Below are 18,164 nucleotides of genomic sequence, written 5' to 3'. Positions count from 1 at the left end.
TTATTTTATCATAAATTAGGAGCATAAATGTATTTATTTCCAATGGATTTTAGCTATAATTTACACAGCTGTAACCATCAAATAGTATTGAACATTTTTTACTCATTAACTTGGATCATTTTCGTTCTCGAAAATGTTAATTCTATGCTTCATACGATAGCTATCGCCATTTAAGTGAATAACTTCTGCTCGATGAATAATTCTATTTAATATAGCTGTTGTTATACTGCAACCCACGCGAAGTTCTCCCCATCTTCAAAAAAGTATGGAGCTGGCTTAAATATACAGACACATCTATTTTTCACACTATCTTTATCTTTATTTAACAACATAGCCTCTTTAAGAGCATCATAGTCTGGAACAATGGGGATATCAGCACTTGGATAATTAAGGAATTTACAATCATTCTTAATATTTGTTAATTCCCCTATACCATACACCTTTCTATCTATAAAAAAATAAACATTGTCTCCTTCTTTCATACTAAGATAGTCTGTAAACGTTCCTTCATGGTGTATTTTCCAAATATTATTTTTAGGCAAACTTAAATTAGTACTATACACACCACTCCGCAAACAATTTTTTAGTGAGGTTTTATTATCTAAACTAAAAATATATCCCGCCATACAATCAATCCTTTTCTAAAAATCACAGTATAAAAATATTATCTATGTCAAAACCCCTTATGTAAATACCCATTATTGTTTAAATTTTCCTATCATATAAAACACACCTATCTGATTGAACCAACACTTTTATCACGAGTAAATAAGAAAGAGTAGATTGAATTTCAATCTACTCTTTCTTATTTACTAAAACAAACTCAATTGCACAACACTATTCTTCTTTTCCTCTTCTTTATTAATTTCTAAAATCCTTTTCCCCATCTGTTCTACTAGTCCAACAACAAGAGCATTTCCCATACAAAAATACCTATTTCTTTGTGGCATACCTGTATTTGTCCAATCCATTGGGAATCCATTCAACAGTTCACATTCCACAGGTGTCAAATATCTTAATCTTTTCGTATAAGGATCTTCAATCACATGAGAGCTTCTGTTACATGTTCCCTCACTTGTTAACATCGTACGTCCAGGCTTATCTAAATCGTCAGGGAAAGTCATTCCACCTTCAGAATAAAAATACTTATGGCCAGTTGCTTTTGAGATTCTTTCTTCTTTTTTAGGACCCTTAAGATACTTAAGTTCCTCAAATTCTGTTCTTCCCTTCTTGTTAATCTTATCCATTTTCAAATAATATGATTCATCTGCAGGACCAAATTTATCATACGCCTTCTGAACAATCTCACCTAAAGTCTCTGGTTTTTCAGTTACTGGAACTACTTCCTCAGTATATACTTGTCCATCTATCATCACGCCAGAATTATAGTATTCCGCTTTAAATGTATCAGACACCTCAATAATATCGACCGGCAACTCAAATTGCCCTCTTTTTTTATTTTCTTCAGGTGCTTCATGCACTTTAAAAATCGGAGCAAAAAATCCTTTATCAGACAATATCTCTAACGACTTCATTTCACTTTGAACAGATGCGAAATGAGACTCTTTTAAGTACGCAAAAATAAATACTCTTCGTCTTCTTTGTGCATATCCATAATCCGCAGCATTAATAACTCTCCACTCAACTGCATATCCCGCATCCCTAAAACTCGCCAACATAATAGAAAAATCACGACCTCTTTGCTTTGCTGGAGATTTCAATAATCTATCTACATTCTCTAATAAAACAAACCTAGGTTTTCGAGAATTAACTATTTTCATTATTTCCCAAAAAAGAACTCCTTTTTTCCCTTGTATTCCTTTTTCGTTCGATAAAGTACGTGCCACAGAATAATCCTGACATGGAAAACCACCGACTAATAAGTCATGCTCAGGTACCTCCTGCCAAGCCTCAGCTATATCCTTATTTACATGTATTCCTCTATTTTCAAAGCGAGTTGCATAACAATTAAATGCATGTTGTGCTTTAGTCGAAGGCTCCCACTGGTTTCCCCAAAGAACTTCAAAGTTTTCATTCGCTTCAAGTCCTAACCTAAAACCTCCTACTCCCGCAAAAAGTTCTACTACTTTCATCATAAATACACGAACATCCTTTCGGTATTTTTTTACCTATGCTTCATTATAATAGAAAGTAAGCAAAAGATCAACTCCAATGTTTTATGAATAAAAAATTTCATAAGTTTCTGGCTTACTGTTGCATTTCTAAAATAACCTGTATGTTTTATTTAAAACAGTATAAATGAAACAAAACCTTTTAACCAAATTCATAATACAAATTTATTATAGAAGAAGTTTATCTTTTTTACCTACTTATATTTTATTTATGCTAATTAAAAAACAGCTTTTTATTATATCATATTATATGTAATGTTTTCACTCCTGAATAAAACTCAAAACAACAGTAGACACGGAAAGGGGTTCATTATGGAATATACTACAGTAGAAGAATTAATGTTAAAAGCAAAAGAAGCTGAAGGAAAAACGTTTGGTGAAATTGATACAACTAATAGGCTTGCAAATGGAAAATCAAAGGGTGGACTAGGCCAAGTAATTGAAGAAAGTTTTTTTGGATATGAGGTAAATTCAAAAGCAGAAGCAGATTTTGAAAATCTTGGTATTGAGTTAAAAGTTACACCTTTTAAACGCAATAAAAATGGAACTCTATCTGCTAAAGAACGTTTAGTGTTAAATATTATCAACTATATGGAAGAAGTTCATACACATTTTGAAACATCAAGCTTTTGGAAAAAGAACGAAAAATTATTACTTATGTTTTATGAGTGGGTGGCAAATGTAGATCGTAAAGACTATCATATTGCCAAAAGTCTACTCTTCACATATCCTGAAGCCGATTTAGAAATAATTAAACAAGATTGGGAAACAATCATAACTAAGATTCGCTCCGGAAAAGCACATGAATTATCAGAAGGTGATACAAACTATTTAGGTGCTTGTACAAAAGGTTCAAATAAGAACTCTCTTCGTTCACAGCCTTTTTCAGAAATACCCGCAATGCAACGTGCATTCTCATTAAAACCATCTTATATGACAGCGCTAGTACGTAGATATATTCAAAATGAAGAACTTATAAGCTTTACAAACGCAAATGAATTAAAAAGTAAATCTCTAGAAGAAATTCTGAATTCTAAATTTACGCCATATATAGGATTAACAGATAAAGAAATCGCAGAAAAATTATCCGTAGATTATAAACCTAGTTCGAAAAGCTTCGTTCCATGGCTAGTCAGTTCCCTACTAGGCATTAAAGGAACACGCCTTGATAATATTGAAGAATTTTCCAAAGCAAATATCCAATTTAAAACGATTCGCTTAGAACCAAACGGAAAACCTGAACAAAGTATGTCATTTGAAAATATTGATTTTCATCAATGGGCAACCGAATCTTGGGAAGAAAGTGAAATTCGTGAACGTTTTTATCAAACGAAATTTTTATTTGTTATTTTTGAATTCAGACAAACAAAAAAAGAAAATCCAAAACGGGAGCTTTATTTAAAAGGAATTAAACTTTGGAACATGCCTGTTCATACAATAGAGACTAAAATAAAAGAACTATGGGAAGAAGTTAACAAAGTTATAAAAGAAGGCATTCAAATTCAATACAAAAAACGTGGTAATAAAATGGTGGAAACAAATAATTTACCAAAGAGCAAATTTAACGGAGTTGCGCACATACGTCCAAAAGGTAAAGATGGATCAGATAAAGTAACCTTACCTGATGGGCAGCGAATTACAAAGCAGTGTTATTGGTTGAATAATTCTTACATAGCCAATGTTATTGATGGCACAGACTAATATCGTTTATCTAAGTAAGATAAACAAACATCCATCAAATTAGCTAAAATTCAAGGCATCAAAATACACTCTATTTATTACATACTAATTTCAATAGAGATAAACTCAACGATACTATTAAGGAGAAACATATGGAATATTTACTCTATTCTCATAGAAATGCACTAACAATTTTGGAAAATGAACCTGAATTTCTAGAGGCCTGGAAAGAAATCCAACATATTATTACAAAAATAAGTGATGGAATGCTCATACAATGTTATGAAGAAAAATTTCAAAACAAAAACAAAAGTTTATCTACAACTATCAATAAATTATTAAAAGATGAATTTATCAATTTTGGCTGGAATAGTGAAAGCCCCATTTTTCAAGAGCCTCAATATAAAAATGTTAAAGGTGATTACTGGCGGCTTGACTTTGCAAAGGATGACATCTCAATTGAAGTAGCTTTTAACCATTCCACCGTAATTGCATGGAATTTATTAAAACCCGTATTAGCGAGCGAACTTAATCATGTAGAAAAAGCTATTCAAACAAAAATGGGAGTCATCATTACTGCTACACAAGAAATGAAAAAGAATGGAAACTTCGATGGAGCAATTGGAACATTTGAAAAATTTATAGATCATTTAAAACCTATGATGAATCAACTTAGCGTTCCGCTTTTATTAATAGGATTGAAGGCTCCTAAAACGTTTAAAATTGTTGAAAAAAGAGAAAATGGACGTAAGCTAGGTAAAGTAATAAAGCTAAACAAAAATAATCTTCAGGATAGTTTATTTATATAAATCTCCAATTAGAATCAAAATATATAAGAAGCTGCCCTATAAGTCGGTGAAACCGCCCTATGGGTAGCCTCTTCTTTTTTGTCTATACTGTCTATACAATCCCTTCCCGATACAACTTTGGGACAACCTCTACATGCTTCATTTCGTAATATACAGTAATATTTGTGACTACTATAATCTCTTTCTACTAAAACTCGTTAGCCGATATAAACTTATTTAATGCTACTTCTAAAGTAGTAGGAGTCCTTGTTTCTTCTGAAAATGTCTAGTAAATATTATCTTTCTCTTTGATATTCTTCCTTTAAAAAAGGTCTAGTATATAAGAATTCACTAGGCTGAAACATGTACCCACTACTACTGATTTTACCCCATAAATTACTAACCCTAAAGCTAACACGATAAAATTTATGTAGCGAATGCCTCGAGCAATACTAAATTCAGGATGTTTTTTGTTTATAGCCAATGCAATAACATCCATTCCAACAGTAGAAGCATTTGATGAAATACAATAGTAGTAACCAAATGCAATAAACAAACTTGCTAATAAAAAATCGATCACTAGATTAAATTGAATATCCCACTGTAAAAAATAAAAAAGTGTAAAAAATACATTGAAACAAATACTGCTAATAATGGATTTCAAAAAATTCCCTCTCCCTAAAAATATCCAACAAAAAACTAAAAGTAGTACGGTGACTCCTATCGTCAAATAGAAAATTCGAATACTTGTTACCTTTTCTAATATCATTGCAATACTAGTAACACCACCACTAATAATCCCATTTGGCTTCATCCATTTCGCGTAAGCTAGCCCTAAAAAAATATTACCTAAAATAATTTTTCCTATGTTGCTGGACAGGTGGTAGCACTAGGTGTTCAAAGCATCCTCCAACAAATACTCAGCGAACCAGATATGCAATCTTGGGACTGGCGTATTCTTTTTTCACCGAAGTAGTTTTCAAAAATGGATTCTAAAAGCCGTGAAAGCGCTGGAACTATTTTTCTATACATACACGACGTATTTACAAAGATCATGGTGAACATTGTCGGTCTTCCTAAGGATGTTGTCAGCTGGATTAACTTTATCGCCTTATTGGTTTTCGTCGTACTTCAACTGATTACCGGTATGTTATCTGACCGGATTGGACGACGCCCGCTATTGATTTGGTTTGGGATATTGGGGATTTTGTTGACGGTATCACCGTTCTTAATTATGGAGCAAATAACATACGCTATCGTCACTCTTCTACCTTTATGTAGCCGGTTGTATCGCTATCAGCTTCATCATGTATCGGCGTATGGCTTCTTCGAAAGTCTTTCATATCGAGGCTGAGCTAGCAAATACACAAAATATCCGTCCATCTCGTTTAAAGTAACCTTAACGATTATAATATTTATTTTAAAATGAAGATTCATCCTAAAAATCCCCTTAATAAATAAACTGCACCCCCATTATTAGCTATATCTAACAATTGAAGTGCAGTTCAAATAATTACTCTTTTGTTATATCAATTAAAAATGGTCAGCATGCGAGTACTGTATGATTTCTTCTTTTTGCAGAGCATGTTGTGTATCACCTTCGTTATTCCACCCAATCGCTAAAGCCATTACTAATCCTAACGTTGCGAATACAAATTTTTTCATCATTTTAATGCTCCTTTACTAAATATTTGTTGTTTCGCTTCGTAACATACATTGAAGTAATCACTAACTTTTTCATGATTATTTAATTTACGAAACGCAACAGCTAACAACTCTCCATATTCTTCAACAAACTCCCATAACCCTTGTTTTTTGAAATAAGAAATGCTTTTTTTCACTTCTTCTTCTACTAGTTCAATAGGTTTGTTTTCATTTAATAAACGTAAAATATTGAAATGATACACATACTCTTCATTTCCTATTTCATCACAAACTTTCAAACCTTTTTCAATCAGTTCTTGTGCAATATTTGTTTCTTGTAGCTTATAATGTTCACGCGCTTGTAAGAACAATGCTTTATAATGATTTGGATTTTTTTCTGTAACTTCAGATAAATGACGAATCGCTAATAGAGATAAGTTTTGCATTGCATATAATAATCCTAAATTATGTCTAACTACTAAAGTTAGTTTTTCTTCATTCTGTTTTTGTAAAATGTCAATGGATCGATTCAAATGTTCTTCAGCTTGTTCGAATTGTTTTAAAAATATACAAGCAGTTCCTAATGTATTTTCACAAGATGCCACTTTCACTTCATATCCAGCATGTTTTGCAAAAATTTCTTTTGCTTTATTCGCATATTCAATCGATGTTAACATTTTAGAAGTATGATGTAATACAGCGAGTTTTTGGTTGAATTCAGCATGTTCTAACTCATCAGAAATATATTCTAATAACCTTTCAGCTTCTTCATATTGTCTGCTAGCTTCATTATAATCACTAAACATTAAAGCATGCTCAGCTTTGAAAGAGTGATAGTAATAAGCTGTAAGTTTATCGGTTGTTTCATCAATAGAACCAATGACATCGAAACTATCTTTCCTAATACTTAATCTGTCAGTCAGTAGTTTGTATTTAAAATCTAGTAAAGAATGGTATAATAATACATTCTGATTCTGTTTTTCTTCTTCTGCATGCTTAATATGTTCTATTTTCTCATCTATTTCTTTTTTTAATTGTGTTGCTTTTATTAATTGCTGCGATAACATCAATTGATACAAATCATGAAGTTGTTCCATAATTACTTCATGCGCGAAAACACCCATGCTCATACACTAAGTCCTCCTCAACCTCAACATTCTTCATTCATCTAAACATTACCACAATTATACATTTTCCATAGGAAGAATACCTTTGTTATAAATTGATAAATAACAGAATGAATATTCAGATATTATAAAACAAGAAGTAACATTTTCATCGTTAATTTTGATATAACGCATGATTAAGTTCTTATAACTATCGATGTTCAAACGAAACTATTTCATTCCTGCCTTCACTTCTTTTAGAAGGGGGAATCTTCTAGATTAAAATGATAAAGCTGTCAAGAAGAAACAAACAAGTCGTCCAGCTCTTCTTCTAACTCTTCGTTTATTTCATTATCTTCTTCATCACATAACTCAAAGTTCGTATCCCCCCATAAAACGATATCAACTGTTCCTCCAAATATATCGGCGATTTCCCCTTTATATCGAACACAACTCCGAATATATCGGCGATTCGACACAACATATCGACCAGTCGACAAAGTTCACAATCTCAAAACCAAAAGCACTCATTGCCTTTAGTCGACAATCGAGTGCTTTCAGTTCATATGTTTTTAAGTTTTATGGTAACAGTATGACACCTTTTATATGTCGTGACAACTACTACATTAAAACTTACGAGTTTGTACGAGTTCATTAGTTTCATATACATTCCATGTATTTATATTTATCGCCATATAAAATGTCATCTCGCCTAAGCTCGTACTTTATTTTCTATTCTATCATTGTACGTAATACTCCATGATGGTACAACCATCATGAGGTCTGTATTTTCAAATCATAAATCAACAATATTCACAAATAATCAATACAGAAAAAAATTTAGTTAGTTTTCAATCAGTGCTTTTCAGCAATATATCTTTCAATAATTGCTTTTGGTCTATCTCCATCTGCTACTATCCCCATATGTTTATATTCCCAAATTATTTGTTGCTCATATGAATCTACTTCAGATAAATCACTATAATCATAATCAATATTAAATTCACCCGAATTATTAAGTGTAAATGTTAAATTAGTCCACTTTTCTTGTTTTTGTCTCTCAAATTCATACCATAATTCAGTAAAACATTCATATAATTCATCTTCTAACTCTTCACAATAATGTTCTTCTACATTATACTTCTCTACAATATCAAGGCTGTATATCGGAGCACTTTCATCTGCTGAGTAAAAATAAAAAAACACTTGTCTAGAATCTTCACTAACTTCTGCATAAAGATAAATTTTTAACCAATCAACTGGAATCATATCATTTAAAATTCCAGCGATATTTTGGTACAACTCTTCCATTCTATTTGTTTCCAATTATATCTCCTCCTATGGATTACTTAAACGTCTTCGTATATTCTTACCATCAATTGTATAATTCACTATAAATTCTGTTGGCCTTAATGAATTACCTTTATATTTAGGCGTTATATTGACATAAACTTCTTGTCCTGCTTTTAAAGCTATTTTCCATTCTATTTCTAGTTTCCTGTATGAGCTTTGGTTTACTAATTTTCCATTCATAGGTACCATATTGTCAATTAATCCTGAACCACCAAAAATATGAGCGATTAAGTGGCCACCATGATCACCTTTATTTCTATCTTCTCCACCAACCTTTACCTGATGAGTACTATTCTTTTTCCTTGTCCTAACTGTAACTTTCCTTGTGCATTGTCAATTCTACCAATGTCATCGGTCGAATAACTATATCCATTGGCAGTATACTTGATATTGGGTTTTAATTTATACTCACCTTTAATTATATGGTCTGGCTCAACACTATTTTTTCCCGTACCCTTAACTCCCGAACCACCATTCCCCTTCGCAAGTTGATAAGCATCATCTTTGGCGGTTGCTCGCACTCTTGCAAAGTTTGCTGCTATTTCTCCAACAGTTGCATGTTCTATATAAGGAATTTTTATTCCCATTCCAGTGTCTGCTGACCTGATTGCCACGGGGACTTTCGTTTTTTCCCATGTATGGAATGCATTCTTTAACGTCTCATTATCCTTTAACGATTGTACCACATGTGATTTGAGTCCCTGTAACGATTCCCCGTTTTTTGCGGATAACGTGTGCATAACGTCCATCCGTTAAAACGTACTTTACGATGATTTCCAAAAATAATACAACCCTTTATTTTTTCCTCTACTATCGTCGTACACTGTACATAGCCATTACAATCTATAAAACAACAATAAAAATTTAACACTTAATGCACTTATAAAATTATAATGCTCTTTTAAATTTCTACGCTAAAACACAAAAAAAGCACTTGTTGCCTTTAATTGACAATCAAGTGCTTTAAGTTCATATGTTTTTAAGTAGCATTAATTTTGTAAGTTTTGTAGTAACAGTATGACACCTTTTATACGTCATGACAACTACTACGTTAAAACTTACGAGTTTGTATGAGTTCGTTAGTTTAATATACATTCCATGTGTTTATATTTATCGCCATGTAAAATGTCATCTCGCCTAAGCTCGTACTTCGTTTTCTATTCTATCATTGCACATAATACTCTATGATGGTACAACCATCATGGAGTATGTACTTTTTAACAGCCTATTTTAAATTGCAACGTCTTGATAACCTACTTCAGTTACTTTTTCATTTAGCAAACGAATCCCTAGCCCATTTTCTGTATCCCATGTACAATTAAATGTAATTCCAATATCCCGACCGTCAAAAATACCTGCATAGGGAACAACAATCCCATCTAAACTTATCATTTCTAATATTTCATTAGTTGTTTCAACTAATGGATAGTTTTCATTTACTTCAATATCATAACCTAGTTCCTGACGCTCTTGTTTGTAATAGTCTAATATTGATTGCAAAAAGCTTTGTTGTAATTGTTCCCAATTTTGCATGAATGAAGTATATGCTACATATTGTTCTTCATCAAACTTACCATCCTCATCACCTTTTACTATTAGTGCTATCTCAACTTCATTTCCCAAAAAGTTAATGCTAGTATCCTTAGACCACACAAAATCATATTCAAGCTCACCAAAAACCGCATCATTTATTTTCATCTTACTTCTCCTTTTTATTTTTTAGCAAATCCTCCTGGCTCAAACGCCCCTGCGTTTATCTCACCTACTCCACCAAGATGCCCAAATCTTTTATTTATCTCTGTCGGTACAAGTTGCATTATTTTCACATCATTTACTTCATGCCATGTTAATTGATTTTTTGTTCGATATTTGTCTATGTCTTTCGCGGTAATCCCACCAGGTTCCATTCCAAATTGGCGAGCTAGTTCAACTGAGTCATTTAGCTTATCTGCTAACTTTTGGTCTGCTTGAGCAAAATTGTATGTCCTAGCCTTTGTACCATAATTTCCTTTTCCTCCAAGCATATAGTCAATTTCAATTTGAGCCTTTGATACTGGTGAAAAATCAGGAACTCCGTTTTTATATTGAATACCTTTAATGCCAGCTTCATCTAATATACGTTTCAATTTAGGGTCTGGTGGTGGTTTAAGCGTACTTAAAGATTCTCCTCTGATCCCTTCAAATTCAACCTTCGAATTAATTGGTGAAGGTGTCTGATTATACCTTGCTTCATAAGAACTAGCAAAATCAGTTTGTCTAAAAGCAGGTGGAACTTCAGCCTCTCTATTACCCGTACCCTTAACTCCCGAACCACCATTCCCCTTCGCAAGTTGATAAGCATCATCTTTGGCGGTTGCTCGCACTCTTGCAAAGTTTGCTGCTATTTCTCCAACAGTTGCATGTTCTATATAAGGAATTTTTATTCCCATTCCAGTGTCTGCTGACCTGATTGCCACGGGGACTTTCGTTTTTTCCCATGTATGGAATGCATTCTTTAACGTCTCATTATCCTTTAACGATTGTACCACATGTGATTTGAGTCCCTGTAACGATTCCCCGTTTTTTGCGGATAACGTATGCATAACGTCCATCCGTTAAAACGTACTTTACGATGATTTCAAAACATAATACAACCTTTTAGTTTTCCTCTACTATCGTCATACACTGTACACAGCCATTACAATCTATAAAAATTTAACACTTAGTTCACTTATAAAATTATAGTGCTCTTTTAAATTTCTACGCTAAAATGCAAAAAAGCACTTGTTGTCTTTAATTGACAATCAAGTGCTTTCAGTTCATATGTTTTTAAGTAGCATAAATTTGTAAGTTTTGTAGTAACAGTATGACACCTTTTGTATATCATGACAACTACTACGTTAAAACTTACGAGTTTGTACGAGTTCTTTAGTTTCATATACATTCCATGTGATTATATTCACCGCCATGTAAAATGTCATATCGTCTAAGCTCGTACTTTGTTTTCTATTCTATCATTGCACGTAATACTCTATGATGGTACAACCATCATGAGGTCTTTACTTTTATACAGCTTATTCTTTTTCTTTCCAATTCAAAAACAACTTCTTCTTCATTTTCAAATATAATTTGAAAAAGTCATGCTAGTAACACTTATGAAGTTACTTCAAGCACTCTTGGCCTTCTGCAATACACCATAGACTTTTTAAAAACAATAACCTATTTTAAATAAAATGCTATTAGTTATTCATATAAATTCTCAATCTCAGTAAACCAAAAACATCCCTCTTCCGTACACTTAGCGTCAATTCTTTTTAATTCTTCTTTTAACCAATTAATCACAGATTCTGGTATATCATTATCAATAAAGGCATCCTCACCATTTACCTCTATTGCCTTATCAATCATTTTTGAATACACTAATAAACATTCTGCAAATTGATTTATAGAAGAATTAATAAATACTTCTTTATAATTATCACTATTATTAAGAAACACTATATTTTCTTGTTTCTCAATTATACATATCGGATCGCCAGAACTAGTTGATCCCAGAAACCAATATTTTTGAAACTCTTCTGGCATATTAAATACATTTGTAATAGATCTTATTAAAGATTGTGACGAAGTAAACTCTAAATATGGTGGCGGAGTTTCTGGTAAACCTCCTATAGACAAAAACTCCTTCACATCATCCGAAAAATTTGTGCTCATTAAATCTTTGGAATTAAATTTAATTAGTGGACCATCTTTGTTAACATCCCATTTATCATTAAATTCCTCTGGTAGTATCATCTTCTCACCTTCTTAAATTATTTATAAAAGTTTCTAATCTAGTTGCAATTTCATCATCTATTCCAGTAATTCCCCAGTCCTTTTCTACATTATGAATACCACCATATCCAGGATGCAAACTTTTTGGTAAAGCTACAGCTTGACCACCTTCTCCTATATGATGATGCCTCATTGGGTCTTTTATATACTCCTTATACTGCGGAAAATGTTTTATAAATTGTTCATCAACAATTGGAACTCGACCTCTCTTTATCAAAGCCGTATTTTCTGCACTCCAAAACTCCGGATTACTTTTAAATAATGTATTGAAGAACTTTTTTGCATTTCTCTCCCATCCTGCAGCATTAGTTCCTGAATTAGTTTTCCCTTTAAAATTCATTTCAACTACAAGTCTAGGGTCAACTAAATACTCTTCATCATACTTTGTGAGGTCTCTACCTCTATATCCTCTAACCTTATCATATTTGCCATCATTGCTCCATTTAGGAACAGTAAAGGTTTCCTCCTTATTTCCCGTACCCTTAACTCCCGAACCACCATTCCCCTTCGCAAGTTGATAAGCATCATCTTTGGCGGCTGCTCGTACTCTTGCAAAGTTCTCTGCTATTTCTCCAACAGTTGCATGTTCTATATAAGGAATTTTTATTCCCATTCCAGTGTCTGCTGACCTGATTGCTACGGGGACTTTCGTTTTTTCCCATGTATGGAATGCATTCTTTAACATCTCATTATCTTTTAACGATTGAACCACATGTGATTTGAGTCCCTGTAACGTTTCCCCGTTTTTTGCGGATAACGTATGCATAACGTCCATCCGTTAAAACGTACTTTACGATGATTTCCAAAAATAATACAACCCTTTATTTTTTCCTCTACTATCGTCGTACACTATACATAGCCATTACAATCTATAAAACAACAATAAAAATTTAACACTTGATGCACTTATAAAATTATAATGCTCTTTTAAATTTCTACGCTAAAACGCAAAAAAGCACTTGTCGCCTTTAATTGACAATCAAGTGCTTTCAGTTCATATGTTTTTAAGTAGCATAAATTTGTAAGTTTTATAGCAACAGTATGACACCTTTTATATATCATGACAACTACTACGTTAAAACTTACGAGCTTGTACGGGTTCATTACTTTCATGTTCATTCCATGTGTTTATATTCGCCACCAAATAAAATGTTATCTCACCTAAGCTCGTACTTCGTTTTCTATTCTATCATTGCACACAGTACTCCATGATGGTACAACCATCATGAAGTATGTATTTTCAAACACCCTATTATTTTTTCTATCCACTTCACATGTACTTTATTTTCCATTCGTATATGTGCTAATGTATATTTAAACTTTAACACCACGAGCTTTTTCATTTTCTTGTGTAAAGTATACATCGAGTAGTAAGTGTAGTTACAATACTTATAGAGTCATTGTAACCAATCCCGTGCGCTTTTCTTTTTACTATAAGCTTATAATTTCAATATAAAATTATAAAAACCTTGAGAGGCATATAGCCCATCAAGGTTTCAAATTAATATAAGATTAACGCTCTTCACTATTCAACGGTTTATTCAAATTTCAATCTCGAGATTACTATTGTAAGTAACTAGTAGAAGTAATATAATCAAAATCCTCAAAAGAATTAACTAGGTTCTCGTACTCAAAATTGTAAATTAAAATAACAGCGTTATATAACTTATTTAAGTTAACATATCCTCTAATTTTAGGTAGTATAATCTCCTCATATGAACAACCCTCTAATAAAGCAGAGATATTATCACTCTTTTCTTCTAATACCGCTTTTTCAATAAAATCCTCATCTGTTTCATCCATATCAATATTGAAATCTACAAAAAATTTAGAAGGTACAGACTCTCCGTCTTCATCGTATGTTAAATTGACGTATTTCTCTAACTGGTTTTGTGTTTTAATATTACCTAACCATATTGAAACCATTCCTTGCTTTTCCATAAATAACACACTCCTATTTTAATCTTAATCCTTCTGGCAATGATGAAATTCCACCCTCTAATCTATAGTAAGCCCAATTATTAAGTCTTCTAATAAATGTGTTATAGTCATTTGATGTATCAATAATTGCCAATAATTCATTATGTGCTTTTGTAGAACCTAATCCTCCATGAACGCCTTTAGGATTTACAAATTTAACATCAGATATTGCTGTTCTTAAATCTTTAATTTTTTCAGCACTTATATTCTAAAACTTGAATTGTGGAGCCCTTGATACTAAATGCCATTCATGTAAACCACCATTCCCCTTCGCAAGTTGATAAGCATCATCTTTAGCGGCTCTTCGTACTCTTGCAAAGTTCTCTGCTATTTCTCCAACAGTTGCATGTTCTATATAAGGAATTTTTATTCCCATTCCAGTGTCTGCTGACCTGATTGCTACGGGGACTTTCGTTTTTTTCCATGTATGGAATGCATTCTTTAACGTCTCATGATCCTTTAACGATTGTACCAGATGTGATTTGAGTCCCTGTAACGTTTACTCGTTTTTTGCGGATAACGTGTGCATAACGTCCATCCGTTAAAACGTACTTTACGATGACTTCAAAACATAATACAACCCTTAATTTTTACAATGAATTTTTCTCTAGTAATGTCGTACACTGTACAAAGCCACTACAATCTATAAAATTTAACACTTAATACACTTATAAAATTATACGTTTACCAACTTATTTCTACGCTAAAATGCAAAAAAGCACTTGTTGCCATAATTGACAATCAAGTGCTTTAAGTTCATATGTTTTTAAGTAGCGTAAATTTATAAGTTTTGTAGTAACAGTATGACACCCTTTACATGTCATGACAACTACTACGTTAAAACTTACGAGTTTGTACGAGTTCGTTAGTTTCATGCTCACTCCATGTGTTTATATTCACTGCCATGTAAAGTGTCATTTCGCCTAAGCTCGTACTTCGTTTTCTATTCTATCATTGCACACAGTACTCCATGATGGTACAACCATCATGGAGTATCTATTTTCAAACACCCTATTATTTTTTCTATCCACTTCACATAAACTTTATTTTTCATTCATCATTATATTTTTTAATCGTGTAATTTACTTAAAAAATCAGTAAATGTATCTGCAATGTAAAATACATTCTCTCTTGCACGTTCTTCCACTTGTTCTTCTGTTAATCCTTCTTCTCGCATCAACATTTCTTTTTCACCAGCATTTTCATGTTCCCAAAATACCACAACAGGGTTATTTTTGTCATTTTTATAGTCAAAACATATTAAATTTCCCGCTGGGTCAAAAGCAAAAGGAACTAATTCTGCCGGTAGTGTATCCTTGTAATCATCAAATACTTCTATAATATTTTCATCATCATCCATATCGTAACTTAATAACGTTCCAAAAACCTTTCTTTTCCCTTCAACTTCAAACACCTCTGGACTAACATGCGCTCCATTATTCTTCATCACACATTCTATATAATCTAAAGGAAAATTAATGTTCAATTCCTGTTCAACATTCTTTACATCTTCTCGTATAATAGGTTCATCTGGTGATCTCCATTGTACCTTACTCATCTGATTCCATCCCCCCATAATGCATTTCCACCTAAATGGTTAACTTTATGCGTTTTAGACACTACTAACTGCATTTTACCAGGTACTTGATGATGATGCCAAGTCAATCCTTTTATTCTAGCTTCCTCATTATAAATATCCCGGAGCTGTTTCTCTGTAAAGATTTCCTTTGGTATATCTCCCTTCTCTATTCTTCTTTTAAAGCCTTTGTACAGAACTTAAACTGTTTATCATCAGATGCTATAAACATCCCTTTATCCAACTTTATTTGAAACTTAACAGCATCTCCTTTAAAAATAGGAAATCCTAGTACATCGTAGTCTACACCTTTCACATGTGTACCTCCCGCTAATGATTTATTTAAAATATTATTTTTAGGTGAGGCATTCAAATATTCATCAACATAACCTACCACTTCTTTAAACTCTTCAACACTATCATACCCAAATTCTTTGATAGTAGTATCATCTACTTGTTTTAAGAAATCTTCAACACTATTATATCCCTTAGGAACAATTGATCTATTAATCAAATTTCCGTCTTTATCGTAATTATTTTTAATTACTTCGTCAATTTCAGATCTATGAACAGTATTACCCGTACCCTTAACTCCCGAACCACCATTCCCCTTCGCAAGTTGATAAGCATCATCTTTAGCGGCTCTTCGTACTCTTGCAAAGTTTTCTGCTATTTCTCCAACAGTTGAACGTTCTATATAAGGAATTTTTATTCCCATTCCAGTGTCTGCTGACCTGATTGCTACGGGGGCTTTCGTTTTTTTCCATGTATGGAATGCATTCTGTAACGTCTCATGATCCTTTAACGATTGTACCAGATGTGATTTGAGTCCCTGTAACGATTCCCCGTTTTTTGCGGATAACGTGTGCATAACGTCCATCCGTTAAAACGTACTTTACGATGATTTCCAAAAATAATACAACCCTTTATTTTTTCCTCTACTATCGTCGTACGCTGTACATAGCCATTACAATCTATAAAACAACAATAAAAATTTAACACTTAATGCACTTATAAAATTATAATGCTCTTTTAAATTTCTACGCTAAAACGCAAAAAAGCACTTGTCGCCTTTAATTGACAATCAAGTGCTTTCAGTTCATATGTTTTTAAGTAGCACTAAGTTTGTAAGTTTTATCGTAAAAGTATGCCATCTTTTATATGTCGTGACAACTATTACGTTAAAACTTACGAGCTTGTACGAGTTCTTTAGTTTAATATACATTCCATGTGTTTATATTCATCACCCAGTAAAATGTCATTTCGCCTAAGCTCGTACCTCGTTTTCTTATTCTATCATTGCACATAGTACTCTATGAGGGTATTACCTTCATGGAGTCTCTATTTTCAAATATATCATTTTTCTTTTTTCTAATTCAATATTTTAATTATCTTTAGTTCGCTTGCCTTATGTGTTAGTGATATATAACACCTTTCTTATAGATAGCTTTGGCACTATAGAATGCTCCTAAAAACATTATCTTTCCTCTCTACACAAATGAATGTAATGACCAAATTCAGGAAATACATCCCAGTTTCTTTCAAGGGTATCGCTAATCTCACGCTCCTCGACTAAACCAGTCTTTAAATCCCTTTTTTCCATTGCTATATAGCCATTTTCTCGGAATCCCAAAATCAAGCTACTTACTTCTGTATCAGTTTCATCATCATATTCCCAATACGTAGCTGTTCTTAAAAATATCTTACTGTCACTCATAACTTCAAAATCATAATTTAAATACTTACGAATCAAGTCATCATAAAATCCCACCGAAACCCATTCATTTGTAACATTTACAATATACTTAAGGTTTTCATCTTCAGTTAATACCGCCGTATATGGTTCATGTTTTTGATGGTATGTGTATGCATCACAGTCATCTAGAATATTCCAAGGCTTCTTTTTAATGTCCGACCATTCGTCACAATAATAAATTTTCATAGTCAATTATACACCTTCCCTTTAATATCCCTAATAATAATCCTATTTTTTGTTGCTTCATCAAGAATCGTTTGCGGAATTGGTTTATTTTGAACTGGTACTTCTAATATTAACTCACCTTTAAGTCGCTCCCCTTTGAGAGCGTTAGGG

Annotated in this window: 18 protein-coding genes and 5 pseudogenes; 3 read left to right on the top strand and 20 right to left on the bottom strand. The window is 32.7% G+C overall.

Going from position 1 to position 18,164, the window contains the following annotated elements; all coding sequences use genetic code 11:
* Positions 1-105: 105 nt before the first annotated feature.
* The 3 genes and pseudogenes from MR058_RS00960 to dcm all read right to left on the bottom strand — a co-directional run.
* Positions 106-252, bottom strand: a pseudogene (locus tag MR058_RS00960) (ATP-binding protein); the annotation flags it as partial.
* Positions 222-626, bottom strand: a complete 405-nt coding sequence (locus MR058_RS00955) for a hypothetical protein (RefSeq protein ID WP_242142015.1) — start codon at positions 624-626, stop codon at positions 222-224. The pseudogene MR058_RS00960 and the gene MR058_RS00955, both read right to left, overlap by 31 nt.
* A 186-nt stretch (positions 627-812) precedes the next feature.
* Complete coding sequence (gene dcm / locus MR058_RS00950; RefSeq protein ID WP_242142013.1) at positions 813-2,096, bottom strand: DNA (cytosine-5-)-methyltransferase; 1,284 nt, start codon at positions 2,094-2,096, stop codon at positions 813-815.
* A gap of 348 nt (positions 2,097-2,444) precedes the next feature.
* Between dcm and MR058_RS00945 the strand changes: the two genes are divergently transcribed.
* Both MR058_RS00945 and MR058_RS00940 read left to right on the top strand, forming a co-directional pair.
* Complete coding sequence (locus MR058_RS00945) at positions 2,445-3,833, top strand: Sau3AI family type II restriction endonuclease (protein ID WP_242142011.1); 1,389 nt, start codon at positions 2,445-2,447, stop codon at positions 3,831-3,833.
* A 131-nt stretch (positions 3,834-3,964) separates the two neighbouring features.
* Positions 3,965-4,621, top strand: a complete 657-nt coding sequence (locus tag MR058_RS00940) for a BglII/BstYI family type II restriction endonuclease (RefSeq protein WP_242142008.1) — start codon at positions 3,965-3,967, stop codon at positions 4,619-4,621.
* Between the two features lie 301 nt (positions 4,622-4,922).
* On the opposite strand, the gene MR058_RS00935 is transcribed toward MR058_RS00940, so the two are convergent.
* On the bottom strand, positions 4,923-5,414 hold the full coding sequence (locus tag MR058_RS00935) for a DUF6198 family protein (RefSeq protein WP_242142007.1): 492 nt from the start codon (positions 5,412-5,414) through the stop codon (positions 4,923-4,925).
* A gap of 39 nt (positions 5,415-5,453) precedes the next feature.
* Here MR058_RS00935 and MR058_RS00930 point away from each other — a divergent pair.
* Positions 5,454-5,997: pseudogene (locus tag MR058_RS00930) on the top strand (MFS transporter); the annotation flags it as partial.
* Between the two features lie 136 nt (positions 5,998-6,133).
* Here the strand turns inward: MR058_RS00930 and MR058_RS23245 are convergent.
* From MR058_RS23245 to MR058_RS00850, 16 genes and pseudogenes are all read right to left on the bottom strand, one after another.
* A complete protein-coding gene (locus MR058_RS23245; RefSeq protein WP_269147651.1) occupies positions 6,134-6,265 on the bottom strand; it encodes a hypothetical protein in 132 nt (43 codons plus the stop codon).
* Positions 6,265-7,374 (bottom strand): tetratricopeptide repeat protein, encoded by a 1,110-nt coding sequence (locus MR058_RS00925; RefSeq protein ID WP_242142005.1) that lies wholly within the window; start codon positions 7,372-7,374, stop codon positions 6,265-6,267. Before MR058_RS00925 ends, MR058_RS23245 begins: the two co-directional genes overlap by 1 nt.
* A gap of 272 nt (positions 7,375-7,646) precedes the next feature.
* Positions 7,647-7,829, bottom strand: a complete 183-nt coding sequence (locus tag MR058_RS00920) for a hypothetical protein (protein ID WP_242142003.1) — start codon at positions 7,827-7,829, stop codon at positions 7,647-7,649.
* 376 nt (positions 7,830-8,205) lie between these two features.
* A complete protein-coding gene (locus MR058_RS00915; protein WP_242142000.1) occupies positions 8,206-8,676 on the bottom strand; it encodes an immunity protein YezG family protein in 471 nt (156 codons plus the stop codon).
* 12 nt (positions 8,677-8,688) lie between these two features.
* A pseudogene (locus MR058_RS00910) lies at positions 8,689-8,949 on the bottom strand (DNA/RNA non-specific endonuclease); the annotation flags it as partial.
* A 29-nt stretch (positions 8,950-8,978) separates the two neighbouring features.
* Entirely contained in the window at positions 8,979-9,452 is a 474-nt protein-coding gene (locus MR058_RS00905; protein WP_242141998.1) for a DNA/RNA non-specific endonuclease, read from the bottom strand.
* Positions 9,453-9,933: 481 nt separating this feature from the next.
* The gene (locus MR058_RS00900; protein ID WP_242141997.1) at positions 9,934-10,401 is read right to left on the bottom strand and encodes a DUF2004 domain-containing protein; all 468 of its coding nucleotides are present in this window, start codon (positions 10,399-10,401) and stop codon (positions 9,934-9,936) included.
* Positions 10,402-10,415: 14 nt separating this feature from the next.
* Complete coding sequence (locus tag MR058_RS00895) at positions 10,416-11,294, bottom strand: HNH endonuclease (RefSeq protein ID WP_396021843.1); 879 nt, start codon at positions 11,292-11,294, stop codon at positions 10,416-10,418.
* 631 nt (positions 11,295-11,925) lie between these two features.
* Positions 11,926-12,477, bottom strand: a complete 552-nt coding sequence (locus MR058_RS00890) for an SUKH-4 family immunity protein (RefSeq protein ID WP_242141995.1) — start codon at positions 12,475-12,477, stop codon at positions 11,926-11,928.
* 4 nt (positions 12,478-12,481) lie between these two features.
* Positions 12,482-13,291: a hypothetical protein gene (locus tag MR058_RS00885; protein WP_242141992.1), complete on the bottom strand. Its 810-nt coding sequence runs from the start codon at positions 13,289-13,291 to the stop codon at positions 12,482-12,484.
* 152 nt (positions 13,292-13,443) lie between these two features.
* On the bottom strand, positions 13,444-13,629 hold the full coding sequence (locus tag MR058_RS00880) for a hypothetical protein (RefSeq protein ID WP_242141990.1): 186 nt from the start codon (positions 13,627-13,629) through the stop codon (positions 13,444-13,446).
* Positions 13,630-14,079: 450 nt separating this feature from the next.
* Positions 14,080-14,457: an immunity 22 family protein gene (locus MR058_RS00875; RefSeq protein WP_242141989.1), complete on the bottom strand. Its 378-nt coding sequence runs from the start codon at positions 14,455-14,457 to the stop codon at positions 14,080-14,082.
* A gap of 13 nt (positions 14,458-14,470) precedes the next feature.
* Positions 14,471-14,758: pseudogene (locus MR058_RS23555) on the bottom strand (WXG100 family type VII secretion target); the annotation flags it as partial.
* A gap of 807 nt (positions 14,759-15,565) precedes the next feature.
* Positions 15,566-16,054: an SMI1/KNR4 family protein gene (locus MR058_RS00865; RefSeq protein WP_000049179.1), complete on the bottom strand. Its 489-nt coding sequence runs from the start codon at positions 16,052-16,054 to the stop codon at positions 15,566-15,568.
* Positions 16,051-16,790 (bottom strand): annotated as a pseudogene (locus MR058_RS23430) (HNH endonuclease). Before MR058_RS23430 ends, MR058_RS00865 begins: the two are co-directional and overlap by 4 nt.
* 759 nt (positions 16,791-17,549) lie before the next feature.
* Positions 17,550-18,014, bottom strand: coding sequence for a hypothetical protein (locus MR058_RS00850; RefSeq protein WP_242141985.1), 465 nt, complete (start codon positions 18,012-18,014; stop codon positions 17,550-17,552).
* Positions 18,015-18,164 lie beyond the last annotated feature (150 nt).

The organism is Bacillus cereus group sp. BfR-BA-01430 (genome assembly GCF_022663115.1).
GTDB lineage: Bacteria > Bacillota > Bacilli > Bacillales > Bacillaceae_G > Bacillus_A > Bacillus_A cereus_BD.
This window is presented reverse-complemented; position numbering and strand designations above follow the sequence as displayed.

Excerpts from the sequence above, each read along its gene's own strand:
- MR058_RS00955 (WP_242142015.1), bottom strand. The coding sequence starts at position 626 with ATGGCGGGATATATTTTTAGTTTAGATAATAAAACCTCACTAAAAAAT.
- dcm (WP_242142013.1), bottom strand. The coding sequence starts at position 2,096 with ATGATGAAAGTAGTAGAACTTTTTGCGGGAGTAGGAGGTTTTAGGTTA.
- MR058_RS00945 (WP_242142011.1), top strand. The coding sequence starts at position 2,445 with ATGGAATATACTACAGTAGAAGAATTAATGTTAAAAGCAAAAGAAGCT.
- MR058_RS00940 (WP_242142008.1), top strand. The coding sequence starts at position 3,965 with ATGGAATATTTACTCTATTCTCATAGAAATGCACTAACAATTTTGGAA.
- MR058_RS00935 (WP_242142007.1), bottom strand. The coding sequence starts at position 5,414 with ATGAAGCCAAATGGGATTATTAGTGGTGGTGTTACTAGTATTGCAATG.
- MR058_RS23245 (WP_269147651.1), bottom strand. The coding sequence starts at position 6,265 with ATGAAAAAATTTGTATTCGCAACGTTAGGATTAGTAATGGCTTTAGCG.
- MR058_RS00925 (WP_242142005.1), bottom strand. The coding sequence starts at position 7,374 with ATGAGCATGGGTGTTTTCGCGCATGAAGTAATTATGGAACAACTTCAT.
- MR058_RS00905 (WP_242141998.1), bottom strand. The coding sequence starts at position 9,452 with ATGGACGTTATGCACACGTTATCCGCAAAAAACGGGGAATCGTTACAG.
- MR058_RS00900 (WP_242141997.1), bottom strand. The coding sequence starts at position 10,401 with ATGAAAATAAATGATGCGGTTTTTGGTGAGCTTGAATATGATTTTGTG.
- MR058_RS00895 (WP_396021843.1), bottom strand. The coding sequence starts at position 11,294 with ATGGACGTTATGCATACGTTATCCGCAAAAAACGGGGAATCGTTACAG.
- MR058_RS00890 (WP_242141995.1), bottom strand. The coding sequence starts at position 12,477 with ATGATACTACCAGAGGAATTTAATGATAAATGGGATGTTAACAAAGAT.
- MR058_RS00885 (WP_242141992.1), bottom strand. The coding sequence starts at position 13,291 with ATGGACGTTATGCATACGTTATCCGCAAAAAACGGGGAAACGTTACAG.
- MR058_RS00880 (WP_242141990.1), bottom strand. The coding sequence starts at position 13,629 with ATGAAAGTAATGAACCCGTACAAGCTCGTAAGTTTTAACGTAGTAGTT.
- MR058_RS00875 (WP_242141989.1), bottom strand. The coding sequence starts at position 14,457 with ATGGAAAAGCAAGGAATGGTTTCAATATGGTTAGGTAATATTAAAACA.
- MR058_RS00865 (WP_000049179.1), bottom strand. The coding sequence starts at position 16,054 with ATGAGTAAGGTACAATGGAGATCACCAGATGAACCTATTATACGAGAA.
- MR058_RS00850 (WP_242141985.1), bottom strand. The coding sequence starts at position 18,014 with ATGAAAATTTATTATTGTGACGAATGGTCGGACATTAAAAAGAAGCCT.